This is a genomic window from Kitasatospora sp. NPDC051914 (genome assembly GCF_040680995.1).
Classification (GTDB): Bacteria; Actinomycetota; Actinomycetes; order Streptomycetales; family Streptomycetaceae; genus Kitasatospora.
This window is the reverse complement of sequence record NZ_JBFAXX010000001.1, coordinates 230,042-256,519: the sequence shown is the minus strand read 5'-3', so window position 1 is coordinate 256,519 and position 26,478 is coordinate 230,042. Positions and strand designations below refer to the sequence as shown.

At 73.3% G+C, this 26,478-nt stretch carries 26 protein-coding genes and 2 pseudogenes; 11 read left to right on the top strand and 17 right to left on the bottom strand.

Annotation, left to right across the window (positions count from 1 at the left end; all coding sequences use genetic code 11):
• Positions 1-29 precede the first annotated feature (29 nt).
• On the bottom strand, positions 30-2,693 hold the full coding sequence (locus AB0M03_RS01280) for a WD40 repeat domain-containing protein (RefSeq protein ID WP_363487043.1): 2,664 nt from the start codon (positions 2,691-2,693) through the stop codon (positions 30-32).
• A 60-nt stretch (positions 2,694-2,753) separates the two neighbouring features.
• The gene (locus AB0M03_RS01275) at positions 2,754-3,188 is read right to left on the bottom strand and encodes an SMI1/KNR4 family protein (RefSeq protein ID WP_363487041.1); all 435 of its coding nucleotides are present in this window, start codon (positions 3,186-3,188) and stop codon (positions 2,754-2,756) included.
• 93 nt (positions 3,189-3,281) lie between these two features.
• Between AB0M03_RS01275 and AB0M03_RS01270 the strand changes: the two genes are divergently transcribed.
• Positions 3,282-4,034: a hypothetical protein gene (locus tag AB0M03_RS01270; RefSeq protein WP_363487039.1), complete on the top strand. Its 753-nt coding sequence runs from the start codon at positions 3,282-3,284 to the stop codon at positions 4,032-4,034.
• A gap of 23 nt (positions 4,035-4,057) precedes the next feature.
• On the opposite strand, the gene AB0M03_RS01265 is transcribed toward AB0M03_RS01270, so the two are convergent.
• On the bottom strand, positions 4,058-4,693 hold the full coding sequence (locus AB0M03_RS01265) for a hypothetical protein (protein ID WP_363487037.1): 636 nt from the start codon (positions 4,691-4,693) through the stop codon (positions 4,058-4,060).
• 289 nt (positions 4,694-4,982) lie between these two features.
• Positions 4,983-6,146 carry an Ig-like domain-containing protein gene (locus tag AB0M03_RS01260; RefSeq protein ID WP_363487035.1) on the bottom strand — a complete coding sequence of 388 codons (1,164 nt, stop codon included), beginning with the start codon at positions 6,144-6,146 and terminating at the stop codon, positions 4,983-4,985.
• A 195-nt stretch (positions 6,147-6,341) separates the two neighbouring features.
• Between AB0M03_RS01260 and AB0M03_RS01255 the strand changes: the two are divergent.
• Positions 6,342-7,082 (top strand): annotated as a pseudogene (locus AB0M03_RS01255) (amino acid ABC transporter substrate-binding protein); the annotation flags it as partial.
• 271 nt (positions 7,083-7,353) lie between these two features.
• Here the strand turns inward: AB0M03_RS01255 and AB0M03_RS01250 are convergent.
• From AB0M03_RS01250 to AB0M03_RS01240, 3 genes are all read right to left on the bottom strand, one after another.
• Positions 7,354-7,725, bottom strand: a complete 372-nt coding sequence (locus tag AB0M03_RS01250; protein ID WP_363487033.1) for a ClpX C4-type zinc finger protein — start codon at positions 7,723-7,725, stop codon at positions 7,354-7,356.
• An 83-nt stretch (positions 7,726-7,808) separates the two neighbouring features.
• A complete protein-coding gene (locus AB0M03_RS01245; protein WP_363487031.1) occupies positions 7,809-7,994 on the bottom strand; it encodes a hypothetical protein in 186 nt (61 codons plus the stop codon).
• 247 nt (positions 7,995-8,241) lie between these two features.
• Positions 8,242-9,819, bottom strand: coding sequence for a hypothetical protein (locus AB0M03_RS01240; RefSeq protein ID WP_363487029.1), 1,578 nt, complete (start codon positions 9,817-9,819; stop codon positions 8,242-8,244).
• A 159-nt stretch (positions 9,820-9,978) separates the two neighbouring features.
• On the opposite strand from AB0M03_RS01240, the gene AB0M03_RS01235 reads away from it, so the two are divergent.
• Both AB0M03_RS01235 and AB0M03_RS01230 read left to right on the top strand, forming a co-directional pair.
• On the top strand, positions 9,979-10,506 hold the full coding sequence (locus tag AB0M03_RS01235; protein ID WP_363487027.1) for a cupin domain-containing protein: 528 nt from the start codon (positions 9,979-9,981) through the stop codon (positions 10,504-10,506).
• Positions 10,503-10,904: a VOC family protein gene (locus AB0M03_RS01230; protein ID WP_363487025.1), complete on the top strand. Its 402-nt coding sequence runs from the start codon at positions 10,503-10,505 to the stop codon at positions 10,902-10,904. Before AB0M03_RS01235 ends, AB0M03_RS01230 begins: the two co-directional genes overlap by 4 nt.
• 28 nt (positions 10,905-10,932) lie before the next feature.
• On the opposite strand, the gene AB0M03_RS01225 is transcribed toward AB0M03_RS01230, so the two are convergent.
• The 4 genes and pseudogenes from AB0M03_RS01225 to AB0M03_RS01210 form a co-directional block, all read right to left on the bottom strand.
• Positions 10,933-11,250, bottom strand: coding sequence for an SMI1/KNR4 family protein (locus AB0M03_RS01225; RefSeq protein WP_363487023.1), 318 nt, complete (start codon positions 11,248-11,250; stop codon positions 10,933-10,935).
• Positions 11,251-11,524: 274 nt separating this feature from the next.
• A pseudogene (locus tag AB0M03_RS01220) lies at positions 11,525-11,712 on the bottom strand (leucine zipper domain-containing protein); the annotation flags it as partial.
• A gap of 9 nt (positions 11,713-11,721) precedes the next feature.
• The gene (locus AB0M03_RS01215) at positions 11,722-12,354 is read right to left on the bottom strand and encodes a class I SAM-dependent methyltransferase (protein ID WP_363487021.1); all 633 of its coding nucleotides are present in this window, start codon (positions 12,352-12,354) and stop codon (positions 11,722-11,724) included.
• 124 nt (positions 12,355-12,478) lie between these two features.
• Positions 12,479-13,933, bottom strand: a complete 1,455-nt coding sequence (locus tag AB0M03_RS01210) for an MFS transporter (RefSeq protein ID WP_363487019.1) — start codon at positions 13,931-13,933, stop codon at positions 12,479-12,481.
• 124 nt (positions 13,934-14,057) lie between these two features.
• On the opposite strand from AB0M03_RS01210, the gene AB0M03_RS01205 reads away from it, so the two are divergent.
• Positions 14,058-14,630 carry a helix-turn-helix domain-containing protein gene (locus tag AB0M03_RS01205; protein ID WP_363487017.1) on the top strand — a complete coding sequence of 191 codons (573 nt, stop codon included), beginning with the start codon at positions 14,058-14,060 and terminating at the stop codon, positions 14,628-14,630.
• A gap of 58 nt (positions 14,631-14,688) precedes the next feature.
• Here the strand turns inward: AB0M03_RS01205 and AB0M03_RS01200 are convergent, their stop codons facing one another.
• Positions 14,689-15,735, bottom strand: a complete 1,047-nt coding sequence (locus AB0M03_RS01200; RefSeq protein WP_363487015.1) for an NAD(P)/FAD-dependent oxidoreductase — start codon at positions 15,733-15,735, stop codon at positions 14,689-14,691.
• A gap of 129 nt (positions 15,736-15,864) precedes the next feature.
• Between AB0M03_RS01200 and AB0M03_RS01195 the strand changes: the two genes are divergently transcribed.
• The 3 genes from AB0M03_RS01195 (at position 15,865) to AB0M03_RS01185 (ending at position 17,735) form a co-directional block, all read left to right on the top strand.
• A complete protein-coding gene (locus AB0M03_RS01195) occupies positions 15,865-16,818 on the top strand; it encodes an aldo/keto reductase (protein WP_363487012.1) in 954 nt (317 codons plus the stop codon).
• A 111-nt stretch (positions 16,819-16,929) separates the two neighbouring features.
• A complete protein-coding gene (locus tag AB0M03_RS01190) occupies positions 16,930-17,376 on the top strand; it encodes an SRPBCC domain-containing protein (RefSeq protein ID WP_363487010.1) in 447 nt (148 codons plus the stop codon).
• Positions 17,373-17,735, top strand: coding sequence for a metalloregulator ArsR/SmtB family transcription factor (locus AB0M03_RS01185; protein WP_363487008.1), 363 nt, complete (start codon positions 17,373-17,375; stop codon positions 17,733-17,735). The genes AB0M03_RS01190 and AB0M03_RS01185 overlap by 4 nt, the downstream gene beginning before the upstream one ends.
• Positions 17,736-17,797: 62 nt before the next feature.
• Here AB0M03_RS01185 and AB0M03_RS01180 read toward each other — a convergent pair whose 3' ends face one another.
• Positions 17,798-18,403 carry a hypothetical protein gene (locus AB0M03_RS01180; RefSeq protein ID WP_363487006.1) on the bottom strand — a complete coding sequence of 202 codons (606 nt, stop codon included), beginning with the start codon at positions 18,401-18,403 and terminating at the stop codon, positions 17,798-17,800.
• A gap of 219 nt (positions 18,404-18,622) precedes the next feature.
• Between AB0M03_RS01180 and AB0M03_RS01175 the strand changes: the two genes are divergently transcribed.
• Positions 18,623-18,946, top strand: a complete 324-nt coding sequence (locus AB0M03_RS01175) for a hypothetical protein (protein WP_363487004.1) — start codon at positions 18,623-18,625, stop codon at positions 18,944-18,946.
• Positions 18,947-19,016: 70 nt separating this feature from the next.
• On the opposite strand, the gene helR is transcribed toward AB0M03_RS01175, so the two are convergent.
• Entirely contained in the window at positions 19,017-21,167 is a 2,151-nt protein-coding gene (gene helR / locus AB0M03_RS01170) for an RNA polymerase recycling motor ATPase HelR (RefSeq protein WP_363487002.1), read from the bottom strand.
• Between the two features lie 447 nt (positions 21,168-21,614).
• Between helR and AB0M03_RS01165 the strand changes: the two genes are divergently transcribed.
• Both AB0M03_RS01165 and AB0M03_RS01160 read left to right on the top strand, forming a co-directional pair.
• Positions 21,615-22,805 carry an FAD-dependent oxidoreductase gene (locus AB0M03_RS01165; RefSeq protein ID WP_363487000.1) on the top strand — a complete coding sequence of 397 codons (1,191 nt, stop codon included), beginning with the start codon at positions 21,615-21,617 and terminating at the stop codon, positions 22,803-22,805.
• A gap of 10 nt (positions 22,806-22,815) precedes the next feature.
• A complete protein-coding gene (locus AB0M03_RS01160) occupies positions 22,816-23,754 on the top strand; it encodes a sigma-70 family RNA polymerase sigma factor (RefSeq protein WP_363486998.1) in 939 nt (312 codons plus the stop codon).
• A gap of 145 nt (positions 23,755-23,899) precedes the next feature.
• Here the strand turns inward: AB0M03_RS01160 and AB0M03_RS01155 are convergent, their stop codons facing one another.
• From AB0M03_RS01155 to AB0M03_RS01145, 3 genes are all read right to left on the bottom strand, one after another.
• Positions 23,900-24,919 carry an NlpC/P60 family protein gene (locus AB0M03_RS01155; RefSeq protein ID WP_363486996.1) on the bottom strand — a complete coding sequence of 340 codons (1,020 nt, stop codon included), beginning with the start codon at positions 24,917-24,919 and terminating at the stop codon, positions 23,900-23,902.
• Between the two features lie 232 nt (positions 24,920-25,151).
• Positions 25,152-26,036 carry a M56 family metallopeptidase gene (locus AB0M03_RS01150; RefSeq protein WP_363486994.1) on the bottom strand — a complete coding sequence of 295 codons (885 nt, stop codon included), beginning with the start codon at positions 26,034-26,036 and terminating at the stop codon, positions 25,152-25,154.
• On the bottom strand, positions 26,033-26,467 hold the full coding sequence (locus AB0M03_RS01145; protein ID WP_363486992.1) for a BlaI/MecI/CopY family transcriptional regulator: 435 nt from the start codon (positions 26,465-26,467) through the stop codon (positions 26,033-26,035). The genes AB0M03_RS01150 and AB0M03_RS01145 overlap by 4 nt, the downstream gene beginning before the upstream one ends.
• Positions 26,468-26,478 lie beyond the last annotated feature (11 nt).

Here is a 26,478-nt window from a genome sequence, read left to right as displayed (position 1 = left end):
GGAGAATCGGGCGGGTGACCCTGTCGGGTCTACTCGCCGGGCGGGCGGAGGACGGCGATCTCCGGGCCGAAGGCGACCACCAGGCGGCCGTCGGGTGCTGCGGCGAGGGCGTGGACGGGGAACGGGAACAGCAGGTCGGCGGCGGTGCCGCGGCCGGTCGCAGGGTCGAGGAGGTGCAGTTCCCGGTCGTGGCCGATCGCGGCGGCATGCGGGCTGCCGTCGGCCGCGGGCAGGAGGGCGACCGCGCCCGAGGCGGCGCCGGGGGCGGGGATGCCGACGGTCTGTTCCCCGGTGGTGAGGTCCCACAGGCGGAGTGTTCCGTCCCGTCCGGTGCTCGCTGCGGTGGGCGTGCCGTCGACGGTCGTGGTGGTCAGTGCCGTCACCCAGTCGGTGTGGCCGGTCAGCGGTTCGCCGATCTGGTGGCCGGTGGTGAGGTCCCAGCGGCGAACCGTCCTGTCCCAGCTGCCGGTCACCGCGACGGGCCGCCCGTCCAGCACCGCGGTGGTGACGGCCGTGACGCGGCCGGTGTGGCCGGTGAGGGGCTCCCGCAGCTGTGTTCCGGTCGTCAGGTACCAGACGCCGGTGGTGCGGTCGCTGCCCGCGGTGAGCAGCACCGGCAGGCCGTCGAGCACGGCCGTGGCCAGGTCCAGGACCCTGCCGTGGCCGGTCGGGAAGGGGCGGTGCAGCTCCTCGCCGGTGGCCGGGTCGAGGGTGTGCACGGTGCCGTCCGGGGCGGCGCACACGGCGACCGTCCGGCTGCCGACCAGGGCGGTCGTCAGGACGGCGGTGTCGGTCTGCAGCGGGTCTGCCGCCTGACGGCCGGTGGCCAGGTCCCAGGTGCGCACGGTGCGGTCGGTGCCCGCGGTGAGGGCGACGGGCCGGCCGTCCAGTGCGGCGACGGCGAGCCCCCGGACGGCGCCGCTGTGCCCGGTGCGGTGGGCGCCGCCCGTCTGCGGCGCGGTGAGGTCCCAGGCGCGGACGGTGTGGTCGGCGCCCGCGGTGACGGCCACGGGGCGCCCGTCCAGGACGGTGGCGGCGACGTCCCAGACCTGCCCGCTGTGGCCGGTCAGCGGTTCCCCGTACGGCTGCCGGGCGGTGACGTCCCACACCCGGACGGTGCGGTCCGGGGCGGTGGTGGCCGCCAGCACCGTCGGCCCGGCGGACGCGGTGGCCACCGCGCGTACGGGGCCGGTGTGGCCGGTGAGCGGCGGGCCCAGGGGGTGCCCGTCCCCGGTGTCGCGCACCGTGAGGCCCCCGTCCTTCTCGCCGGTGAGGACGACCGTCCGCCCCGCCAGGTCGAAGGGCGGGGACACGGCCGGCGATCCGTCCGCCGGCGCGGCGCCGCTCCGGCCGGTGAGCGGGCCCCAGGGAACGTCCCCGCTGCCCGGGCCGAGAACGAGTTCCTGCAGGCGTTCCCCCGCGGGGGTGCTCCGCAGCACGCGTATGCCGCCGACGTCCTGCCGGCCCGCCGTCAGGTCCCAGAGGTGCAGCCGCCCGTCGGCCGTCGCGGCGAGCGCGACCCGACTCGTCCCCAGGTACACGTCCCAGGTGCCGCGCACGGAGGTGCCGTGGCGGCCGTCGGCCAACTCGCCGAGGAACTCCGGTTCGTCCTGGTCGACGAGCGTCACGGCGACGGCCCGCCCGTGGACGACGGTCAGGGCCGTGGCGGCTCCCGACAGCAGCCCGTCCGCCTCCGGTGCGGGGCCCTCGAGCGGCTCGCCGCTGCTCAGGTCCCACGTCTGCGGCGCCCCGCCGTCCCGGGCGGTCACGGCGTAGGCCCGGCCGCGGCCGTACTCGCCTGCCTCGACCACCTCCAGGGTCTCGCCGAGTTCGCGGCCGGTGGCGAGGTCCCAGACCTGCACCGGGCAGCCTGCGGCGCCGGTGACGGCGACCCGGCGGCCGTCGAGGTCGCCGAGTTCGACGATCGAGGGGTACGTGCCGAGCCGGGCGCCGGTGGCCGTGTCCCACACCTGCAGCGTCCGGGCCGCGTCCATGGTCAGCACCACCGGGTGCCCGGCGAGCGTGGTTGTCTCCACCGCGCTGACGAGTTCGCCGGCCGGCTGTCCGGTCTCCAGGTCCCGGGCCCGTACCACGCCGTCGGTGTCCAGGGTCAGCGCGAGGACGCGCCCGTCGGCCTCGACCGTGGCGATCGACAGCACCTCGGCCGTCAGCGAGGACAGCGGGTCGACGTCGCCCGCCGCCCACTCGTGGAGCCGGTCGCCGGTGGCCACGTCCCAGACCCGTACGGTGGTGTCCCGGCTCGCGGAGACGGCCACCGGCCGCCCGCCGACGACCGCCGCGGCCACCGCCGTCACGGGCCCGTCGTGGCCGGTGAAGGTGCGCAGCAGCCGGGTGTCGGCGCCGGCGCCGCTCGCCCACTCCACGCTCCACTGCGCGGCCGGCTGCCCCGGCACCGCGGTGTCCCGGAGCCGGGCGGACAGCTCCATGTCGCCGGCCCGGGCCGCGTCCAGGGCCAGCAGCTGCCGCCGCTGCACCGGCGCGGCCGCCCGGTGCACGTCCGCCGACGCCCGGTACACGGCCGCCGCCAGGCGGGCCCGCGGGTCGGCGGCCGCCTCCAGCAGTTGCCCGACCTGTGCCGGATCGCCGTTCACCAGCAGCCCCGGGTCCGTCCACCACGCGCCCGCCCCCGAAGGGCCGGTACCCGCGCCGTTCTCACGCTGATCGTCGCTCACAACCGGCACCGTAGACGCACCCACCCACATCCGGGCGACCGTGGCCGGGCCGATGACGGCCTACCGGTACCAATCGTCGCCGCTTTCGGCGAGTGACCGCCCCAGGTAGTCCATCAGGTCCCGTGCCACCCACCGGCGGCTGTCGGTCTCGTGCTCCCAGACGAAGACGTCCGGGCGCCGGGGCGTCTGTACGAACGCGAACTGGTCCCCGCCCCCGTTGTCCCCGAAGAAGAGCAGGGCGTCGAAGGACATGTACAGCTCGGCGAAGGAGCCGTCGGAGCGGAAGAGAAGGTTCTGCTCGACGATCTGCTCGACGGGCCAGACGGTGTCCACCGCGCTCCGCCCGACGATTCCGTTGCTCTCCAGGAGCAGCTGCCTCAGCTCGGCAGGCAGCCCGCGGCCGAGACGGTGCTCTGCATCAGCGAGGGCCACCACCTGCGCGGGCCTGCAGAACTCCGCCCCGGGAAAAGCACCAAGAGCCGCTTCTCTCCACATGGCCCGAAGACTACCCAGCGGCCGAACCACCCTTGGCGCACCCCTCCCCCAGGGTGGCCCACGCGCCCCGTAGGGTTGCCGACCGTGGAACTGATGACCAGGGCACTGATCGCGCTCGGCAGCGGCGCGGCGTGGGGCACGGTGGTGAGCTGTGCCTGGGCCCTCCGGCACAAGGGCGGCGACGCCGAGCCCGCAGACCGGCCGGCGCCGCGCCCGGCACGTGTGCCGTACCCGGAGCGCGGCGAGTGGGACAGGCTCGCCTACTGGGACCCGATGCCGACCCTTGCGGAACTCACGGCTTCGATCGGCGATGCGACCTGGGAGCAGCGCAGTTGGCTGAACGCGCCGGGGCCGTTCTACTGCGGTGAGACGGACACCGGGCTCAACGGCCCCTTCCACCTGCCCGAGCACATCCTGAGCGACGACGAGGGCTACGAGTTCGTCTACCGGCAGCCCGCCGACCCGCGCGAGGTGGACGCCTTGGTCGGTGTCGCGTACAACGAGCCGCTGGGCGGCTACGCCTCGGACGGCGACCAGCACTGGACCCCCGAGAGCGTACGGGCGTGGTGGGCCGACCGCGGCCGGGTCCTCGACTGGCTGGCCACCGAACTCGAGCACCCGGAGGACAGCCACAACGAGGAGGAACCTCTGCGCGCCTACGCCGCCCGGTTGCAGGACGGGACGGTGGAGGACTACCTGCGGGGCTACCTGTTCTGGCTGATCGAGGGCCGCGAGCCCCTGCTCGGCGAGGCCCTGCCCGACCTCGCCGGGGACGGCACCGAGGACGACCGCCACAGGCCCGACCCGGTCGGTGCCCTCCGAGCGCCGGACCGCCCCGCCGGCTGAGGAGGCGGGGCACCGGACGGGCGTCAGCCGTTCGGGTTGAGGATCTCGGCCGGCGGCGGGGCCTGGACGGCGGCGGCCCGACCGTAGTCGCTGTACCGGACCGCGGTGGAGCCGTCGCGCTGGGTCGGAAGGTCGACCGCCATCTTCAGCACTTCGCCGCCGGGCCCGATCCAGAAGTCCGCCGCCACCGTGGCGCCGCGCAGTTCCAGCGCGAGCTGTACCGCGTCCCGCCGGGCGGCCGGCAGGTCGTCACCAATGGCCGAGACGAACGCGGAATTCTCCACGGTGCTGCGGTAGTGCACGGCGGGGGCGCCGTCGACCTTCTCGTCGCCCTTGCGGACGACGCTGCCCAGACGGCCGTGGACGTCGAGTTGGAACAGCGGGTCAATCACCCAGAACACGGCGATCTGCGCGGCTCCGCGGTCCGCCGGACCCGACTCCTCCTCAGAGGCCGCGCCGAGTGGGACTCTGGCCCAGCCGCTCCCGCTCTGCCCGACGTAGAAGGCCCGGTCGACCATCCGCATCGCGAACTGCGCGTCGTCGTAGTCCCGCTTCCTGACCAGTTCGGCCGTGCGGGACTGCTCCCAGTGGAAGACTCCCGTGCTGCTCCAGGGTGCCTCGTCCGCTACTGATAGACGGACGCTGCCCGCCTTACGCACCGCGGCGGAGGCTGTCAGGAGAGTGTCCCGGTACTCGGTCGACGGTGTGGCTGACGCGGCGGCACCACCGGCCCCCTCGCCCGCACCCCGGTCCCCCCATCCCAGGCCTATCGTCGCAGCCACCAGGATCGCTGTCGCTCCGAGCAGCGCGGACCAGTGCCGTGCTCTCACCGAACCCCCTTGATCATCTTGTCAGGCGCAGGGGAGCGTACCAGCGGCTGTCGAGCGGGCCCACCGAGTTGTTCCGGTCGGCTGGAGGGGGAGCCCGGCCCGGAGCGCCGGCGGACTGCTACCACTTGCTCCAGGGGATGTTCCAGCCGCTGTACCCGTTGGACGGTTCGACGTCCGGGCCGACCGAGTTCTTGATGGTGACGACGTCACCGACCATCGAGTCGGCGTAGAACTTCCCGGCCGGGGTGTTCTCGGCACCGTTGTCGCCCTCGGCGTCCTGCAGGCCGACGCAGCCGTGGCTGACGTTCTGGCGCCCGAAGACGCTCGCGTCCGACCAGTTGTTGCCGTGGACGTACGTGCCGGAGACGGTCAGGCGCAGCGAGTGCGGGACGCGGTGCTTGTAGGCCTTGCCCTCCAGGCCGGGGACGGTGGAGGAGTCCATGAGCGCCGAGCCCTCCCTCGCCATGACGACCATGATGCCGTTGTAGGCGTTCCAGGACTTGGGGCTGCTGGCCCCGGTGCTGATGGGGATGGTCTCGACGACACGGCCGTCCTTCTCCACGGTCATCCGGTGGGAGGCGGCGTCGACGGTGCTGCGCTTGTCGCGGCCGACGGTGAAGGTCTGGTCGCTGTCGATGCCCCCGTACACGCCCGGTGCGACCTCGACGCTCTTCAGGCGGTAGTGGACGGCGACCTTGCTGCCCGCCTTCCAGTAGGTCGCGGGGCGGAAGTCGACCCAGCGGTTGCTGAACCAGTGGCCCTTGACCTGGACGCCGTCCGAGGTCTCGAAGGTGACGGCCTTCTCCACCGCGGCCCTGTCCTTGACGTCGGCGTCGAACTTCAGGCGGACGATCATACCGACGCCGTAGGTGTCCCCGGACTTGATGTTGTCCTCGGGGCCGGCGTTCTCGGCGGGGGTCAGCGTGGCGAAGCTGCTCTCCGTGGCGGACGCCGCGCCCTTGCTGTCCGCGGCCTCGGCGTGCACGGTGTAGCGGCTGGAGACCGCGAGGCCGCCCGTCGGCGTCCAGGTGGTGTCGTCCGCCGCGAGCGTGCCGGGCACCTCCTTGCCGGCCTGGTCGGTGACCTTGACCTTCGTCAGCTTCCCCTGGGCGACCGAGACTTTGAGCCCGGCGGCCGGCTTGACGTCCTTGGCGCCGTTCACCGGCTCGACGCTGATGCGGGCGGCCGACGCGGCGTTCGCCGTGGTCGCTCCTCCCCGGGCTTCGCCGCCCGTGTCCCCGGAGCCGCTGCTGCCGGTGCAGGCCGCGGTGCAGAGCAGCACTCCTCCTGCCGTCCCTGCCGCAATCGCCCTGCCCATTCTGTTCATTCGTCCCCCTCGACGGTCTTCTCTCGGTTCACGCACGAGTGACCGCACGGGTTGCACGGGATCGCGGGATAATCGGTTGCCCGTCGACGATGGTGGTGGATGCAATCCGATGCATGAATACGTCACCATCGGCACCTGGAACCGGAAGACGGACCGACGGAACGGATCGCGCGCCTCGCCCCGGCGCAGTCCCACGGCTGGCGCATCTACGCGGGCTTCCTCCTCGACACGGGCCACCGCCGGATCGCCGTGGCGGCCGAGCCGAGCGTCTACTGGGCGGCCGGTGCCCGCATCCTGCGGGACCACCTCGTACCGCACGGCGGTAGCGTCACCGAGCTCGACGCGCGCGCCCTCACCCCCACGGCCGTGTGCGACGAACTCGCCGACAAGCGCGCGACGGCCCTCCTCCTCCTGGTCGGCCACCCGGAACCGGCGGTGTCGGTCGTCAAGGCCGTCCGCCGCGACCGGCGCCTCGCCGGGATCATGATCGGCGCTCCGGCCGGGCAGCCGGAGTTCGCCGAGTGGGCGGCGCTGCTGGGCGGCGACGGCGCCGCGGTCCCGTTCCTGCGCTACCTGCCCGAGCGCCTCGGCCCGCTCGGTGCACGGGTCGGGGCGGCCCTCCGCGAGCGGCTGGCCGAAGCGCCCTCCTTCGTCGCCTTCGAGGGCTACGACACGGTCGCCGTCCTCGCCGAGGTACTGCGTTCGCACGGCGCGGACCGGGCGCGCACGGGCGGGTTCTGGCCGCAGGTGGCGGTCGAGGGCACCCGCGGGCAGATCCGGTTCTCCCGGACGCCGGGCATCGGTGTGTGGCAGTGGGCCTGGCCGCCGGTCCAGGTCGTCGACCGGGATCCGGTGGAACCCGCCCGCTTCCGGGTCCTCCGCACCGGCTGAGGGTGCACGGCGGCCCGCCGGTCGGAGCGGTTCGCGGACGGCCCTCCACTCCGGGTGAAGCAGGAATCGGATGCGGTTGTACGCGGCGTGGAGGTCGCCGCTGCGGTCCTCGACCATCGCGGTGGTGCCCTTCTCCTTCTTGAAGGGCCTGCCGTCGGCGCCGTTGACCGCGATCATGCCCAGCGCCCGGAGGCGGGTCAGCGCCGGGGAGGCACCGATCACGTCGACGGTGGCGCCGCCCGGGAACGGGGCCGGGCCCGCCGCGGTGCCGCTACTCCTCGCCGGAGAACCGCCCCCAGGCCGACTGCCGGGTGATGCCGAGGGATTCGCCGATCCGCGCCCAGGTGACGCCGCGCCGCCGCAGTTCCTGCACCCACGCCCTGAGGTTGTCCTCGACCTGGTCGGCGACGGCGGCGATCCGCGGGAGGCGGGCGAGCATCTCCTCGTCCGTCATCGAGCCCCACGTCGGCATCTGCAGGTCGACCGGCCCGCCGCGGTACTCGGCGACGATCGACGCGGCGAGGTCGACGCACTGGTTGCAGATGTGCACCCCCGGCCCGGAGACCAGCTTGTCCACCTCGGCGTCGGACTTGCCGCAGAAGGAGCACTGCAGGGGGTCGTGCTCGGCCGTGCCAGCAGGCATGTCGCATCCTTTGTCAGGTCGTTCCTGACGTGAGGATAGGCTTGTCAGGGAAAGCCTGACAAGCCTCCCTGTGCGACGTCCGGTCAGCCCGCCTCCGACTGCACGTCCTCCGCGCGCCCGATCCGGCGGGCGTTGCTCGTTCCGCAGTCCAGGCACACCACCAGGCTGCGCAGCCCGCCGTCGGGCTGCCGCCAGACCGGGCCGGCCACGTTCGACTGCTGCTCACCGCAGAACGGGCAGTCCGCCTCGCCACCGGTGAGGCGCCGCATCCTCCGGAACTCCCCGCCGACCCGGTGCTGCACGCCCAGCCACGCACACGCGCCGCACTCCCACCACAGCTCCGGTCTCGGCCGCGGCCCGGACACACCCCAGCGGTTCCGCCGGAACTCGACCCGTCGGGCAGTCAGCATCTCCCCGCACTGGGGGCATTCAGGGTTCACAGCACGTCCCTTCCCCACCGCCCCGCGCCCGAGTCCCCCGCAGCCGTCCCGATGCGCACAAGTTGTCCGGTCGCCACTACCGGTGGCGTCCTGCGGGCGGGTAAGGGTTCGGCACGGCACCGGCAGGAGGCCGCCAGGGGAGCGAACCGGACAGCGCGCCCGCAGCCGTACCGAGCAGGGCTGCCCACAGCACCCGGCCGGAGGCCTCCGACCAGGTGACGACCGAACCGTGGAACCACATCAGGTAGGGCACCAGGCCGACGGCGCCGAAGACCGCGCCGAGCAGCCAGGCATCCGGGCGCGGACGGCTGCCGACGCCGGGGGTGCGCCAGACCAGTACGGTCAGCGGCAGCAGCCACAGCGAGAGCACGCTCACCGGCAGCCACCCGGGCAGCACGGCGAACACGCGTCCGCCGGTCAGCCGTCCGGCGCAGTGGACCCACGCCAGGCACAGGAGTTGGCACAGTGCCCAGCCGACGGCGAGCCGCCGCCGACCGTCCGCCGGTGCGGTACGCAGTCGGCGCATGCCGATCGCCGCGAGGGCCGTCGCCCAGCCGGCCGCGACCGCGACAGGTACGCCCCTGAGCCAGGACCCGGTCTCCCAGGGCGGCTCCGGGAGCATCTCCGGCCGGAACACCGGGTACGGGCGCCGCGCCCAGGTGCCGTCGGTGTCGCGGAGGAAGAGCCCCTGGTGGGGGTAGTGCGCGAGCACCCGGAGGCCGTCCGCCGTTTCGACGACCAGCACCTGCCCGGGCGTCGTGGACCCCGACGCGGTCGGCTGCGCGCCCGCCTCCCCGGACGCCCAGGCGGCCTGCGACGACGGGACCGTCGAGGGGAGCCCCGGGGAAGAAGCCGTCGGGAGTCCGTGTGCTCCCGTGTGCCGGTTCGTGCGGGGGTCGAACACCGGCTGCCAGGTGAGGCCGCCGTCCCGGCTGCCCTCGATCGGCAGTCTCTCGTCGGTCACGCGGTAGCAGATCCGCGGGTCCGCGGCCGAACAGCCCGTCGTGGGCGCGCTCTTGCCCGAATGCCGCACGGCGGAGTCCTGCGGCTCGTGTTCCACCAGCGTCCAGGTCTTCCCGCCGTCCGCGCTGGTCCACCGGTCGTCGCTGGTGACCAGGACGGGCCGCCCGTCCACGCTCACCAGTTCGTACCAGGTGTCCGCCATCGAGGTGGCCGCCATGGCCGCCACCGCCAGCGGCACCGCCAGTACGGCCGCCGCCCGGCGCCCCCGGCCGGGGAGGTCGCGCCGGGTCCACAGCCACCGGCTCAACCCCAGCAGCGGCAGCGCCACCAGGTCGGCGGGGTCGCCGACGATGCGGCTCGGCACACCGCTCGACGACCACACCAGGGAGGCGATCTCGCCGCCCACCGGGCCCGACTTGGCGAGCGCGAAGGCGACCGCCGTGCCACCCAGGCCCACCCGGGCCGGCCAGTCGCCGCGCAGCCGCAAGGCCGGCACCAGCAGCAGCGCGAGCACCGGCGGCGCGACCAGCATCCAGGCCAGGTCGCTCAGCTTGCCGGTCACGGCACCCGGCCAGAGCCGTTTGCCCACATGGTCGTTGAACGCCAGCACCAGCACCGCGGCCAGCGTCCCCGGATGCCCCGCCCACCGCAGGACCGCCCGGATCGCGGCCCACTCCCCCGCACTCCGCATACCGTCGAGTGTTGCGCGCGCCGGTCACACCGGCGACACACCGAGATCACGGGCCGGGCCGGCCCCGTGGACCGCAGCGGCGGAGGGGCGAATTGGCCCAAGATCCTGCTGCCCGAATGCCCCATGCGGGCGGTCCTTTCCGGCACTAGGGTAACGATCATGACGACGCATCAGAACCTCGCCGACACCGCACCCGACACCGAGGCCGCCCGCCCCGTCCTCACCCGCTGCGCCGAGGCGGAGACCTGCGCCGACCCGAGCAGCGTGATGACCCTGCTCGCCGATTCGGCCGGCACCCAGGGCGCGTTCACGAGCTACCGCTCCACCTTCGCGCGGGGAGCGGCCGGCGCCCCGGCCCACTTCCACACCCGGGCGTGGGAGCTCTTCTTCGTGATCGGCGGCTCCCTCCAGGTCCTGGTCGGCGAGGAGGTGAAGGTGCTCGGCACCGGAGACTTCCTGGCCGTCCCGCCGCACACCCCGCACGCCTTCGCCGCCGCACCCGGCTCCGAGGCCGACGTGCTGTTCGTCTTCACGCCCGGCATGGAGCGCTTCGACTACCTGCGGCTGCTCGGCCGCGTGATGCGCGGCGAGGCCGACCCGGCCGAGATCGCGGCCTCCTCCGAGCAGTTCGACAACCACTACGTCGACAGCCCGGTCTGGCGCGCGGCCCTGGAGCGCTCGGCGTGATCGGCCCCGACACCCGGCTCCGGCTGGCCCGCCCCTCGCTCGACCTCGCGGCGGCGGAGCGCTTCTACGTCGACGGGCTGGGGCTCGAGGTGCTGTGGCGCACCGCCGAACGAGTGCCCGGCGAGCACGACCTGCTGATGGTCGGCCCACCGGGCGCCGCCTGGCACCTCGAACTCACCCACGACCCCGAACGCCCGCTCCGCCCCACCCCGACCGTCGACGACCTCCTCGTCCTCTACCTGGGCACCCCCGTCGACCCCGCCCTGGTCGAACGGCTCACCACGCACGGCGGCACCCGAGTCCCGGCCCACAACCCGTACTGGGACGAACACGGCGTCACCGTCACCGACCCCGACGGCTACCGCCTCGTTCTGTGCACCCGCACCTGGAACACCTGACACCCCGATCCGCGGCTTGGACGTTGGCTCACGTGGTGACCTTGCTCGTTGCAGCCGACGGCAGGCTGTTACGGGGGGCGGTCGTGGCGTGCCAGTCGTTGCTCGTCCGGAGGAACTGGCGGTAGCTCGGCGGGAGGCCGGTACCGAGCCGCTGCTCCAGCCGCACGATCTCCGCGGCATCGGCACCTCGGCCGCCCAGCCAGCGGGTCTCCCGCATCGCGGACGGGAACGGCTCGGGCGACTCCTGCTCGTGCAGGACCGGGTCGAGCCAGTCGTCGCTCCACCGCTGCAGCAGCTCACGCCACGGGTACGAGGGTTGGGGCCGCCGGTCGTTCCGATCGGTCACGGCCGAAGGCTACGCGGCCTGTCGGACAACGACCGCTGAAACCCCGCCGCGCCAGGGAACTCCGTCCGTCCGGCGGGAAGTTGGTTCACCGGGGCCCGGGCACCGACCGGGGTGGTGCCGGGGAGGCGGAAGGAGGAGCGATGGCGGGGGCATTGGGCCGGGCGGGCAAGCGTTTGAGGTCGGCGGCGAGCCGGGCGGGCCCGTGCTTGGTCTGCCGGCGCAGTGCCTCGATCAAGTCCGCGACGGGCTCGAGGGTTCGGCCTGGGCTGGTGAAGGGGCGGGAGGAGCGGTCAAGCAGTCCGATCCCGCCGTGCATGCGCCAGCGCGCGTACCACTTGGCCGGACAGCGTCGCGATATGCCGGCCTCGGCCGCGACGTGCGCGATCGGCCGTCCAGCATCGATCCGTAGGCACGATCGCAGTCTGCCCTCGGGGTCAGTGGTGCGTTGCGGTGCCCTGTCATGGCCCCTCTTCAGTCTGCCCGGCGCAGCGCGATGACGTTGTCGGTGACGGTTGCGGTCTGGCCGTGGGATCCGGTGGCGGTCCGCTGGGGTGCGTGGCAGCGCTCGATGTGCCAGCCGTCGCCGAGTTGGAGCGAGGAGAGAACGTCTTCGGGAGTGGGGAAGTCGATGTGCTGGCCGGCTTGCCAGGACCAGGGCGCTATGGAGGCGTGTTCGACCAGGAGGAACAGGCCGCCCGGGGCGACTGACTGGGTGGCTCGGCGCAGGACCCGGGTGCGGGGGATGTCGATGGGGGTGTGGAAGTAGACGGCGCTGACCAGGTCGAATTCACCTTCGGGGAAGCTGCGCGTGAGGTCGTGCCGTTCCGGGTGGACCCGCTGGGCCACACCGCTGGCGCCAGCTGTTGCGGCGACGCGGTCGAGGGCGGTCGCCGAGACGTCCACGGGAGTGACGTCCCAGCCGCAGCCGGCGAGCCAGATCGCGTCGCCGCCGTGCCCGCAGCCCAGGTCGAGTGCCGTACCAGATGTGGGCGCGAGAGCAGTGACGAGGTCGGCCAGGACGGCGTTGGGCTTGGTGCCCCACTTTGCATTCATGTGGGAGTAGTGGTTCTCCCAGAACGTGGCGGAGTCGGTCGTGGAGGTCATGGCGGGTCTTCCTTCGCTTGGAGGAGGGGGTTCAGTAGTCCGGTCGCCTTTCGGCGACACCCAGTGATCTTGTAAATCGATGGCGGTAGAGCCTTGTTGACCTTGGATGCCATCGACTTACGAATCAGGCGGTGGCGGTGTTCCGGTGGGAGCGGATCAGACAGGTCACGGCGGTGAGGGCGAGGACGAACAGGACGGCGCTGGCGGCGAACGCGACGCGGTAGCCGTGCACGTAGCTCGACAGTCGGGCCGCGGTGGTGTGAGCGGTGCCGAGATCGGCGACGGCGGCCAGGTAGAACGTGTTGAGCAGGGCCGGGCCGAGGGCCGCGCCGACCTGCTGGCTGGTGTTCAGTGCGGCGCTGGCCACGCCCGCGTCGCCGGGGGCGATGCCGGACAGGGCGATGTTGGGACCGGAGAGGTGGAACAGGCCCACGCCGACGCCGACCAGGAGCTGGGTCGGCAGCACCGCGGTGACGTAGCCGGAGGCGGGGTCGAGGCGGGTAAGCCAGAGCAGGCCCGCGATGGCCAGCGGAATGCCGCCCGTCATCAGCACCTTGGGGCCGAACCGGCCAACCAGCGGCGGGGCCAGCGTGGTGGTGGTGATTACGCCGATGCTGAAGGGGAGGAAGGCGAAGCCGGTGAGCAGGGGTGTGTAGCCGAGGTTGACCTGCAGGAAGTACGTCATAAACAGGTTCATGCCGAACATTCCGGCCCCGATCAACAGATAGGCCAGGTAGACGCCGGCCCGGTTGCGGTCGATCACCACGCGCAGCGGCAGCAGCGGGTGTGCGGTACGCCGCTCCACCGCGACGAAGGCGGTGAGCAGGAGGACGGCGGTGGCAAGCAGGGCGATAGTGGCGGGCGCCGACCATCCCGCGCCTTCGGACGCCTGCGTGAATCCGTGGACGAGGGCGACGAGGCCGCCGGTGGCCAGCAGGGCGCCGGGAACGTCATAGCGACGGGTGCCCGCGGCACGGCTTTCGCGGACGACGTACCGGGCGGCGAGGGCGGTGGCGAGGGCGATGGGGACATTGATGTACATGCACCAGATCCAGCCTGCGTACTCGGTCAGGGTGCCCCCGAGGAGCAGGCCGACCGCGCCGCCGGCGCCCTGGAAGGCGCCGTAGATCCCGAACGCCTTGCTGCGCTCCCCGGAGTCGGTGAAGGCGACGGTGATCAGGGAGAGAGCCGCCGGGGCGAACAGGGCGGCGAAGGCGCCCTGCAGGGCGCGGCCGGCGAACAGCGTGATCGGTTCGGGGGTCATGCCGCCGAGCGCGGAGGCGGCGGCGAAGCCGAGCAGGCCGATGGTCAGGGCCCGCTTGCGGCCGATGAAGTCGGCTATGCGCCCGCCGAGCAGCAGGAGTCCGCCGAAGGCCGGGGCGTAGGCGGTGATCATCCACTGCCGGTTCGCGTCGGTCATACCCAAATCGCTCTGTGCGTGCGGCAGCGCGATGTTCACGATGGACACATCCAGCACGACCATGAGCGTCGCCACGGAGCTCACGACCAGCGCGAGCCAGCGCTTCGGGTCCAGAGCCGGAGCCGTGAGGCTCGCGGTGTCGGCGTTCGTCGTCTTCACGGACCAGTCCTCGTCCAGGCGATAGGGGCAGGTCAGGGGCCGTATGGCCGCCTCACCGAGATCACAGTGCGCCCCCGCGTGCCAGACTTGCAAAGACTCATGCTGTTTCGGCAACCTGGTGGGCATGGGCATCGCGAAGAAGGACGTACTGGATGCGGTAGGGCCCCGGCTGCGGGAACTGCGGCGGCGCCGCCAGATGACGCTGGCCGAGCTCGCCGAGCGGACCGAGATCAACGAGAGCACGCTCTCCCGCCTGGAAGGCGGCAGCCGCAAGCCGACACTGGAGCTGCTGCTGCCGCTGGCCGAGGTCTACGCAGTGCCGCTCGACCAGCTCGTGGGCGCCCCGCGCACCGGGGACCCGCGCATCCACCTGCGCCCCGTGACCCGCAACGGCATGACGTACGTGCCGCTCAGCGAGCCCGGCGGCGTCCAGGCGCACAAGCTGCTCATCCCGCCCAGGCCCGACACCGAGCCCGAGCTGAAGACCCACGAGGGATTCGAGTGGCTCTACGTGCTCGCGGGCCGGCTGCGCCTGCTCCTCGGTGACCAGAGCCTGGTCCTCAAGCCTGGTGAGGCCGCCGAGTTCGACACCCACGTACCGCACTGGCTCGGCCCCGACGACGACCGGGTCGTCGAACTCCTCGTCCTGTTCGGACGTCAGGGCGAACGCGCCCACCTCAAGGCCCGCACCTCCTGACACCGATCCCCTGGCCGGCAGCGCAGCCCGCACCGGCCAGGGGAGAAGGCCGCGCCGGTCAGAAGTCCAGGCCGTGCACCCGCGTACCCAGCACCCGCCGCGCCACCTCGGCCTCCATCGCGGCGCCGAACACCTCCGCCCCCACCGTGCGCGCCGCACCGGCCGCCCGGGCGTCGGCCAGGAGCAGATCCATGTTGATGGCCGCCGCCGCGGTGACCCCCGCCGCAGCAACGGCCGGGACTCCGGCCAGCACATCACTGACGTTGCCCGCCGCCCACACCCCCGCCACCCCGGTGAACCCGGACGCATCCACGGCCAGTTGCTCACCCAGCCCCATGGGGTGCTCCCGCACCGTCAGCCCGAGCCCGTCCAGGAAGCCGGCGCGCGCCACGAACCGCGGGGCCACCACCAGTTCCTGCACCGGCACCACGGTGCCCGACGCCAGCCGCACCCCCGCCAGCCGGTCCTCCTCATCGACCTCCAGAGCCGTGACCTCACCGTCCACGACGGCAACCCCCAGGCCCGCAAGCTGCTCCCACTGCTCGTCACTCAGCTCCAGGCCGCTGTGCCGGAACAAGGTGACGTCCTCGGACATCTGACGGAACAGCAGCGCCTGGTGGAATTTGCCCAGCACGCCGATCGCCCGATCGCGGATCTCCCAGCCATGGCAGTACACGCAGTGCAGCACGTCCCGGCCCCACCGCTCGGCCAGCCCCGGCACCTCGGGCAACACATCGACCAGGCCCGTGGTCACCAAAACCCTCCGGGCCCGAACCCGCTGCCAGTCATCGGTGACGACCGAGAACCCCTCACCGTCACGGTGCACCTGCGACACCCGTCCCGAGACGACCCGGCCGCCGTATGAAGCGACCTCCTCGCGCCCCAGCCGCAGCAGCTCCAACGGGGAAATGCCCTCCCGGCCGAGCACCCCGTGGGCCCCAACCTTCACCGCCGGGGCATTACGAGGCTCACCGGCATCGATCACCAGCACCGACCGGCGCACCCGGGCCAGGTTCAAAGCAGCGGACAGGCCGGCCGCCCCGCCTCCGACCACGACGACGTCCCAGGTCTGCTCGCCAGCTCGCATCGGCTTGAAGTCGCTCATGTCCCCACCATGCGGACAAGGTCACGCACTCGGCAAAGAACCATGCCGTTTCGGCATGACCAGGTAGCTCCACGCTGCCCGGCCGATGCTGGAACCAACCTCACGAGACGACACACCTAGGGTTGTCGCATGACGACGACACTCCCGGGCGGGGAACGCCTGCTGTACGGCTGCATGGGGCTGGGCGGTGACTGGGACTCCGAGAAGTACGGCTCGCAGGACGTCGCCGCTGCGGAGGCGGCGGTCGAGGCGGCGCTGGACGCCGGCATCACGGTGTTCGACCACGCGGACATCTATCGGCGCGGGAAGGCGGAGGCCGTCTTCGGTGAGGTCCTGTCCCGGGCACCCGGACTGCGCGAGCGGATCACCGTCCAGACCAAGTGCGGCATCCGGCTCGCCGACGGTGACCGGCCCGGCATCTACGACCTGCGCGGCAGCAGCATCCTGCAGCGGGTCGAGGAGAGCCTCACCCGGCTGCGCACCGACGTCCTCGACACCCTGCTGCTGCACCGTCCCGACCCGCTGGCCGACCCGGCGGAGGTCGCCGAGGCGCTGATGTCGCTGCACCGACAGGGACTCGTGCGGGCGTTCGGCGTGTCGAACATGAGCGCCGCACAGATCGAGGAGCTGCAGGCGCACCTGGACGTGCCCCTGGTGGCGAACCAGCTGGAGATGAGCCTGGCGCGCCGGGACTGGCTCGAGGCCGGGGTGCTGGTGAACACGGCCGCGGCGGCCGGCAACGGCTTCCCGTTCGGGACGGTCGAACACTGCCGCCGGAACGGCATCCGGCTGCAGGCCTGGGGTGCGCTCGCGCAGGGCCGCTACACCGGCCGCCAGGAGAGCGACCGGGAGCGGCGGACGGCGCAGCTCGTCGCATCGCTGGCCGAGACGAAGGGCACCACGCCGGAGGCGGTCGTGCTGTGGTGGCTCCAGCGGCATCCGGCGCGGATCGCCCCGGTCGTCGGCACGGCCAGTCCGGCCCGCATCCGCGCCTGCCGGGATGCCGCCGTCCGCGAGCCCGAACTCACCCACGAGGAGTGGTACGACCTCTGGCTCACGGCACGCGGCGAACCCCTGCCGTAGGGCCGCCCGGCCGCCCGGCCGTGACCCCAGGTGCAACTCTTGGGTTGCACCTGGGGAGGCGACGTGCAACCCTGGAGTTGCATCCACTGCCGGAAGTGAAGGAGTTTCCTCATGAGTGCGGACCGGATCGAGCGCGAGACCCTGATCGCAGCACCCCTGGAGCGGGTCTGGTCGCTGGTGACCGAGCCCGGGTTCTGGGTGGCCGACGAAGCCGCTGTGGCCGGCACGACCGCCGCGGCGGGCTCGACCGTGGTGGTGAAGAACCCCGAGTACGGGGACTTCCCCGTGCGTGTGGAGAAGGTCGAGCCGCAGACGTACGTCGCCTACCGCTGGGCCAGCGCCTTCCCCGGGGAGGAGCTGCGCGAGGACAACAGCACGCTGATCGAGTTCACGCTGACCCAGGAGGGCGACGGGACGCGCCTGCGGGTCGTCGAGAGCGGCTTCGCGGCGCTGGCCGGCTCCGAGGAGCTGCGCCTCAAGGCCGTGCAGGACAACACCGGCGGCTGGTCGCAGGTGCTCGACGCGTTCAGGACGCGCGCCGAACAGCCCTCCTCGTGACCGAGGAGGTCCCCGGCCCCGCGGAGGCGGTCGACAGCGTCCTGACCGCCCTGGCGGACCCGACCCGGCGCCGGCTGCTGCACCTGCTGGCCGCCCGCGGCGAGGTCACCGCGACGGTGCTCGCCGAAGGCCTCCCCGTGTCGCGGCAGGCCGTGGTCAAGCACCTGGCCGTCCTGGACGCCGCCGGGCTGGTCACCGCCCGGCGGGCCGGACGCAAGGTCCGCTACTCGGTGCAGCCCGCGGCGCTGGACGCCACGGCGCGCTGGATGTCCTCCCTCGCCGCGGACTGGGACCGGCGACTGGCCCGGATCAAGCGTCTCGCCGAAGCGGCGGAGCAGGACCCGCCCCCGCAGCCGTGAACCGCTGCCCCGATCCCCACCGGATCGGGGCAGCGGAACGACGGCCCGGGGCTCGCCGCCGCCTACGGACGCGGCCCGGCGAACTCGCACAGGGTCCGCTCGTACCGGCCGCCGAAGTCGACCCTGGTGATGTCCTTGAAGCGGAACTTCGACACACCGGTGTGCCAGTGCGCGTCAGGGTCGACCTCGTGGAGCCGCAGCGACTTCGGCCGCAGCTCCGCAACGGCCCCGATCCAGCAGGCATCCGGTGCCTGCCGCTCACGGCTCACCGCGACCAGGCCGAACCCCCGGTCGGCGGCCTCCAGCAGCCCCGCCAGCTCGTCCAGCGGCAGTGCCGGCCCGGGCAGGCACACCGGCCACTGCCCGCGACGGCGCAGCGCCCTGACGGTCAGGCAGGTCTCGTCTCCCCGGCAGCGGACCTCGGTGATGTCCGCCGTCCGCACCGCGGCGAAGCCGTCGAGCCGGATGTCCGTGCAGACGGCCAGCAGCGTCCAGCCGGGCGTCGCCGCGACCGCGAAGCCCTCGATGCGGTCCGCACCGCGGATGCCCCGGCGGACGCGTATCAGCTCTCCGCTGCGCACGGCCCGGTCGAGCCGCCGCAGCACCCGGTCGGCGCCGGCGTCCGGCCCGGCCCCGTCCACGTCCGATCCCTTGCCGTTGGATGCCATGCCCGGATTGTGCACGGCCCCCGCCGGCCCGGTCATCCCGATTTCGCCCCCCTGTGGACAACCTTGCGGGGCGCGTCGCACGGCCGAGCGGATCCGTTCGCCGTGGAGGGTCCGTCGGCGCAGCCCGGCGGGTGTTCGGGCGGTGGGGTAGGTTGGATGTTCGAAGATCACGGCGGACCTGCGGCAGGGCCGCGGCCGTACCGCCACCGAGGACACGGCATGAGCACTCCGCACGGCCTTCCCGACGGCCTCCCCACCCCCGAGCAGCTCGGTGCGGCCCGCGCGTTCGTCACTGCGCGCCGGCAGCGCGGCGCGGCAGGGCTGCGGCCGGGCCGCGCCAAGATCGCCACGGCGCTCGACGCCTGGTCCGGTGCCGTCGACCAGCACCTCGCCAGGGCCGAGGAGGCCCTGGCGAGGGGCGAGGCGGGCGAGGCCGCACGGGCCTGGGCCGTGGCCCTCGAAGGCCTCGCCGCCTGGTCGACGCACCCCGGCTTCCCCTCCTGCCTCCGCGCCGACGCCGGAAGCGCCCGGCACGGCGGCTGAAGCGCCCGGCGCGGCCGCCGAGAGGACCGGCAACGGTGGGGGCAACGGCCCTGCCGGGGTCAGGAGCCGGTCACGGGCTCGTGAGGACGACGAGCTGCCGGGTCGCCCGGGTCATCGCGACATAGCGGTCGACGGCACCTTCGACGCCGGTACCGAACGCCTCCGGGTCGACCAGGACGACCAGGTCGAACTCGAGCCCCTTCGACAGCTCCGGGGTCAGCGACCGCACCCGGGGCATCTCCCGGAACTCCGGGTCTCCGATGACGCAGGCGATCCCTTCCGCGTGCTCGGCGAGCCAGGACTCGATGATCCGGTCCAGCTCCGAGACGGATCCGTGGACGACGGGGATGCCGCTGCTGCGGACGGAGGCCGGCACGTTGGCGTCCGGGATCGCGGCCCGGACGACCGGCTCGGCCTCGGCCATGACCTCCGCCGGTGTCCGGTAGTTGATGCCCAGTGAGGCCACGGTGATCCGGTCGAACCCGATCCGCTCGAGCCGTTCCTGCCACGGCTCGGTGAACCCGTGCCTGGCCTGGGCGCGGTCGCCGACGACGGTGAAGCTCCGGGACGGGCAGCGGAGCAGCAGCATCTGCCACTCCGCGTCGGTCAGTTCCTGCGCCTCGTCCACGACGATGTGCGCGAACGGGCCGGCCAGCCGGTCCGGGTCGGCGGTGGGCAGCGCGGCCCCGTCGACCAGGCTGTCCTGCAGGTCCCGTCCGCGCAGCATCGTCACCGCGCCCTCGCCGTCGTCGTCGGCCTGCAGCAGGTGGTCGATGACGTCGGCCATGCGCGCGCGTTCGGCGGCGACGGCGGCCCTGTGCCGGCGCTGCCGCCGTGCCGCCTCCGGGTCGCCGAGGCGCTGCCGGGCCGCGTCCAGGAGCGGCAGGTCGGACACCGTCCAGGCCTGGGCGTCCCGGCGCCGGAGCTTGTGGACCTCGTCGGGGGTGAGCCAGGGGGCGCACATCCGCAGGTAGGCGGGGACGGACCACAGGTCCCCGACGAGGTCGGCCGCCTCGATCAGCGGCCAGGCGCGGTGGAGGGCCGTGACCAGTTCCTCGTCCTGCTGCAGCGACCTGCGGAACTGCTCGGGCGGGACGTCGTCGCCGTCGTACTTGTCCAGCAGGATCGTGACCAGCTCGTCCCAGACCTGCTCGCGGGCCTCGTTGTGCGGCGTGCCCGGGTCCGGTGCGTCGAACGCATCGGCCCAGTCCTCGGCGCTCAGCCAGATGTCGGACCAGTGCGTCGAGACCGTCATCCCCTCGGTGGGCGGCTCCTCGTAGAACCTGACGGCCTTTTCGATCGCCTTGACCATGTCCGCGGACGACTTCAGGCGGGCCACCTCGGGGTCGGTCTCGACCGCCGCCCCCGCGCCCTCGGCGACGAGGTCGCGCAGGGTGCAGGTCTGCACACCCTCCTCGCCGAGGCTGGGGAGGACGTCGGCGACGTACGCCAGGTAGGGCTGGTGCGGGCCCACGAACAGGACGCCGCCGCGCCGGTGGCCGAGCCGGGGGTCGGAGTAGAGGAGGTGGGCGGAGCGGTGCAGCGCGACGACGGTCTTGCCCGTGCCCGGGCCGCCGTCGACGACGAGCGCGCCGCGGGAGCCCGCCCGGATGATGGCGTCCTGGTCGGCCTGGATGGTGGAGAGCACGTCCCGCATCCGGGCCGAACGGTTGCCGCCCAGGCTGGCGATGAAGGCGGACTGGTCGTCGAGCGCGGCGCGCCCCTCCAGCCCGTCGGCGGTGAACACCTCGTCCCAGTAGTCGCTGATCCGGCCGCGGGTCCAGCGGTACCTGCGGCGGCTGGCCAGGCCCATCGGGTTGGCGTGGGTCGCGGCGAAGAACGGCTCGGCCGCGGGCGAACGCCAGTCGAGCAGCAGTCGGCGGCCCTCGCCGTCGGTCAGGCCGAGCCGTCCGATGTACACGGGCCCGGCGCCGTCGGCGCCGACGATGTGGCCGAGGCACAGGTCCAGGCCGAAACGGCGCAGGGCGCGCAGCCGGCCGGTCAGGCGGTGGACCTCCGCGTCCCGGTCCATCGCACCGCGGCCGGCGCCGCCGGGCGCCCTGCGCGCGGCGTCGAGGAGGTCGGACAGTTCGGCGACCGCCCGGTCGAGGCTCTCCGCGACGGCCGCGAAGTGCCGCTCGTCGTCGGCGATCAGTACCGGGTCGGCCTTGGCGGCGAGACGGTCGGGAAGGTCGAACGCGCTGGTGGTCAGAGGGTTCATGTCATGCGCTCCGATCCGGGGCCGTCGCCGGGGCTTCGGTCGGCACGCACTGCCGCTCCTCCGCGCCGAGTGCCCGCTGCCGCAGCGCACTTCCCGCCGCCGGTTCGGCGGCGCCGCACCAGGCATGGATCAACAAAAGCACAGGCACTTCGCAAATCTCCCATTTCCGCAGCTTCCGGCTTCAGCCAGCGATTTTGCGGCATGACCGGGGCCTTGCCGCAAGACCCCCACTGCGGTATACGTTGAGAGTGGCGGAGGATGGGTGTTCTCCTTCGCCCCTTCGGTCCGCCGCAGACGGACGACTCCCTCCGCAGGAACCACACGTCCCGCCGTGACGGACGTTCAGCCGCCCGTCCTGCTCCTGTGACCCGCGTCACATCCGGCCCCTGTCAGCAATCGGGGCGCCGTCTCGTTCAAGGGGCACGCGAACGAGACAGGAGCAACGCCATGAAGCACCGCATCGTCGTACTCGGCGCCGGATACGCGGGCGCCTTCGCCGCCGGAAACCTGGCCCGCCGGCTCTCCCCCGCCGACACCGAGATCACCGTCGTCAACGCCGCGCCCGACTTCGTCGAGCGGATGCGGCTCCACCAGCTCGCGGCCGGCCAGGACCTCGCGTTCCGCAAGCTCGCCGACGTCTTCGCCGGCACCGGGGTACGGCTGCGCCTGGCACGCGTCACCGGCGTCGACCCCGGGCACAGGGCCGTCGCCGTGACCGGTGAGGACGGCGACGGCGAGCTCGCGTACGACACGCTCCTCTACGCGCTCGGCAGCTCCGTGGCCCACCACGGCGTCCCCGGCGCGGCCGAGTACGCCTTCGACGTGACCGGCCTGTCCTCGGCGCTGCGCCTGCGCGAGCGCCTGGCCGCGCTGGGCGAGGGCGGCACCGTGCTGGTCGTCGGCGAGGGACTGACCGGCATCGAGACCGCCACCGAGTTCGCCGAGTCCCGGCCCGACCTCTCGGTCGCACTCGCCGCCCGCGGCGAACTGGGCGCCTGGCTCTCCCCGAAGGCCCGCCGTCACCTGCACCGGGCCTTCGACCGGCTCGGCATCACCGTCCACGAGCACACCGGTGTCGAAGCCGTCGAGCCGGCACGGGCGATCACCACCGACGGTAGGTCCGTCCCGGCCGATGTGACCGTGTGGGCGGCCGGCTTCGCCGTGCACCCCATCGCGGCCGCCAGCGGGCTGGAGGTCGCCGGGACCGGCCAGATCGTCGTCGACCGCACCATGCGCTCGGTCTCGCACCCGGACGTCTACGCCGCCGGCGACTGCGCCTACGCGATCGGCGAGAACGGCCGCCCGCTGCCGATGTCCTGCGCCTCGGCCGGCCTCACCAACATGCAGGCGACCGCCTCCATCATCGCGCGCCTGACGGGCAGTGAGGTCCCGACCGGCGGGCTGAAGTACCACGGCAACCACATCAGCCTGGGGCGGCGGGACGCGATCTTCCAGATGGTGGACGGGGACGTCCGGTCGAAGTCCTGGTACCTGGGCGGCCGGACCGCCGCGCGGCTCAAGTCGGGCGTGCTCAAGGGGGCCGGATGGGGCATCGACCACCCGACCTTCGGCATGCCGAAGCGCAGGCGCCGCCTGGCCACCGCGCCCGACCGGGCCGGTGCGAGGGTCGCGGCATAGGCTGCTCCGCATGGACAGCGCAGCCGTCGATCGGTTCGAGGCCGGCCGGGACCGGCTGGCCTCGCTCGCGTACCGTCTGCTCGGCTCGGCGGCCGACGCCGAGGACGCCGTGCAGGACGCGTTCCTGCGCTGGCAGGCCGCGGACCGGGAACGCATCGAGGTGCCGGGGGCGTGGCTGACCAAGGTCGTCACCAATCTCTGCATCGACCGGCTCCGCTCGGCGCAGGCGCGCCACGAGCGCGCCGCCGGGGACTGGCTGCCCGAGCCGCTCCTGGAGGGCGACCCGATGCTCGGCCCCGCCGACACCTTCGAGCAGCGCGAATCGGTGTCCCTGGCCGTACTGACCCTCATGGAGCGCCTCTCGCCGGTCGAGCGGGCCGCTTACGTCCTGCGCGAGGCCTTCTCGTACCCCCATGCCGAGATCGCCGGGATCCTCGGCATCACCGAGTCCGCCAGCCAACAGCACGTCCACCGGGCCCGACGCCGGGTCGCCGCCGAGCGCCGCGGCGGCGACGAGGTGGACCCCGCGTCCGCGCGCCGGATCGTCGAGGAGTTCCTCGCCGCCGCCACGTCGGGGCGCACCGAACGGCTGGTGGCGATGCTCACCGCCGACGCGACCGCGGTCTCGGACGGCGCCGGACTGGCGAGGCGGCTGCTGCGGTACGGCACGCGCGAGCGCATCGCCGTCTACGTGCGGGCCGGCTTCAAGCCCACTCCGGCGAAGCGGCGGCTGGCCGGCGGCTCCCCCGCGATGCACATCGTGCAGGTCAACGGCTCCCCGGCCATCGTCGCCGTGGTCGACGACCGGGTCGTGGGCACCGTGGCGTTCGAAATCAGCGACGGCAAGGTCGCGTCCCTGTGCGGCATCGCCGCCGTCGGCCGGCTCGCGCGCCTCAACGAGGCCTGGCGGCAGCACGAACCCGACGCGCCGGTCATCAGCGCATGGTGACCCGGATCGGGGCGAGGACGGCGCGGGCAACCGTGGTCGGAGCGCTCCCGGGTGTCCGGACGGGTCGTCACCGGCGGCAAGACCGACGACGACCCGTCCGGAATCCGACGGATCCGCGGGGGAACTGCAGCCCGAACGCTGCGGTTCAGGGGCGGACGGCGCCCACGTACGGCATGTACTCGATCGGGGTGATCTCGATGTTCTTGCCGGTGCGCGGGGCGTGGATCATCTTGCCGCCGCCGATGTAGATGCCGACGTGGTGCAGATCGGAGTAGAAGAACACCAGGTCGCCGGGCTGGAGGTTGCTCTTGGCGATGCGCTGGCCGGCGTTCCACTGGTCCTGGGAGACCCGGGGCAGCGAGACGCCCGCCGCACGCCAGGCGGCGCCGGTCAGGCCCGAGCAGTCGAAGGTGCCGGGGCCGGTGGCGCCCCACTCGTAGGGCTTGCCCAACTGCGCGTAGGCGAACTGGACGGCGACCGCGGCGCGGCCGGTGGCCGGGCCGTTGTACGTCTCGCGGGCGGAGTCCCGGGAGGAGCGCGAGTCCTGGGCGTTCACCTTGGCGCGGTCGGCGGCCGAGAGGGTGTTGAGCAGCTTGGTGGCCTCGGACAGCCTCGACTGGACCTGCTTCTTCTCGGCGGCCAGCGCCCGGTCGGCCTGGTCGAGCTGGGCCAGGACGGCGGTCGCCTCGGCGCGCCGCTGGTCCAGGCGGCGCTGCTGCTCCTGGAGGAGGTGCAGCAGGTCGCTCTGCGAGCTGGCGGCGATGTCCTGGGCGGAGGCGCGCCGGAGGTAGTTGTCGGGGTCGGCGGAGAGCATCAGGGCGACCGTCGGGTCGACGTTCCCGGTGCGGTACTGGTCGGCGGCGACGGCGGACAGGCGCTCCTTGAGACCGCCCATCTTCTCCTGGGCCGCGGCGACCTGGTCCTGCAGCTGGGTGGCCTCCTTCTGCAGGCGCTGCTGGTCCTCCTTGAACTTGTTGTACTTCTCCGTGGACGCCTCGGCCTGCTCGTTGAGCTCGTCGACCTGGGCCTTGACGGTGGCGAGGTCGGCCTTGGGCTCGGCCTGGGCGCCGCCCGCGGAGGCGAAGAGGGCGGAGCCGGCGGCGGCCGTGGTCACGATGGCGATGCGGGCACGGCTGGGCGGAGCGGGTTTGCGTCGGGTCCCCATGGCGTGCGGTCACTCCTTGGCTGTCGTGCGGGCCGCCGCGGGTGCGGCAGGCGTCGTCGAACATGCGGCGGCGACCGCCGACCGCGTTTGTGCTAAGTAACTTAGTAGACGAGGGCGGGGGCGTGGCAAGCGGCCCCCTCCGGAGGGCGATCGGAGGGCGATCGGAGGGCGATCCTGCCCCGGCGCGCCGCCGAAGGCAGTCGGACACCCCGGAGGAAACGCGCCCGACGGTTCAGGGGCCGCAGGCGATCAGGACGGGGAGCGCCGGGAGCAGGGCGGCTGCCGTCCAGCAGGCGATCCGTGCGGCGGCGGGCAGTTCGGCCTGAGGGGTGGTCAGGCGGCGCAGGCGCTCCACGGCTTCGTGCGCGCCGAGCGCCAGCGCGCCCTCGGGCGCCGGGTGCGGAGCGACCCGGCAGAGGGCGTGCGCAACGGCGTCCCGGCCGGCGATGCGCACGGCGGCGTCGTCGGCCGCCATCTCGCACAGGACGGGAACGCGCCGGGCGGCGGCGCGGGCGAGCGGCAGCCACGGCAGTGCCCGGCCGAGGGCGCCCACGGCGGCGACCGGCAGGTGGTGGCGGCCCGCCAGGTGGGCGCGTTCGTGGGCCAGGACGGCCGCCCGCTGCGGGGCGGTCAGCTGCTCGGCGGCGCCCCTGGTGAGGACGATCCGGCCACCGCGGCCGGGCACGCACCAGGCGGCCGGACGCGGGTCGTCCACCAGGACGGTCCCGTCCGCCGCGGGACGTCCGATCAGGTCGAGCAGCCGCCGGTGCCGAGCCCGCGCGCGGGCGGCCCGGACGCAGCCCGTGGCCATCACCGCGGCGGCCGCGGCGAACACCGCCGTGGCCAGCAGCAGGGCCTGCGCGTGCCCGCCCCAGCCCTCGTCCGCGGATGCGGCATCCCCGGCGCGCAGCCAGCCCGCCAGCCAGGTGGCGTGGTGGCCGGCCGGCGCCTGGTGCGCCCCCATGGCCAGGGCGGTGGCGCAGAATCCGAGCAGGGCGCACCAGAGGGCTGCGGCGGCCCGCGGGGCACGTGCCGTCCAGGCGGCCCGCTCGAGGCGCTCCGGCAGCCACCAGCCGGCCGCCAGCACCAGGGCGGTCAGCACGGCGAGCGCGCTCACCTGTCGTCCCCGAGCGCGGGTTCGGGTTCGCGTGCGGGTTCGGGTTCGGGTTCGCGTGCGGGTTCGGGTTCGGGTTCGGGTTCGGGTTCGGCGAGGATCTCGCGCAGGACCGCCGCCTGGCCGGCGTCCATGCCGCCGACGAACAGCATCAGCGCCGCACGGGCGTCGGGTGCCTCGCCCAGCACCTCGCGCATCAGCTCGGCGGTGTACGCCTCGCGGGACCTCGCGGGTGCGTACACCCAGGCGCGGCCTTCCTTGGTGCGGGCCAGGAAGCCCTTGCGGTACAGGATGTCGGCGACCGTGTTGACGGTCGTGTAGGCCACCGGCCGCACCCGGTTGAGGTCGTCCACGACCTCCCGGACGGTGGCGGGTCTGCCCCACGACCACAGCCGGTTCATGATCTCGGCCTCCAGCTGACCGAACCCGCGCACCCCTGCCACCC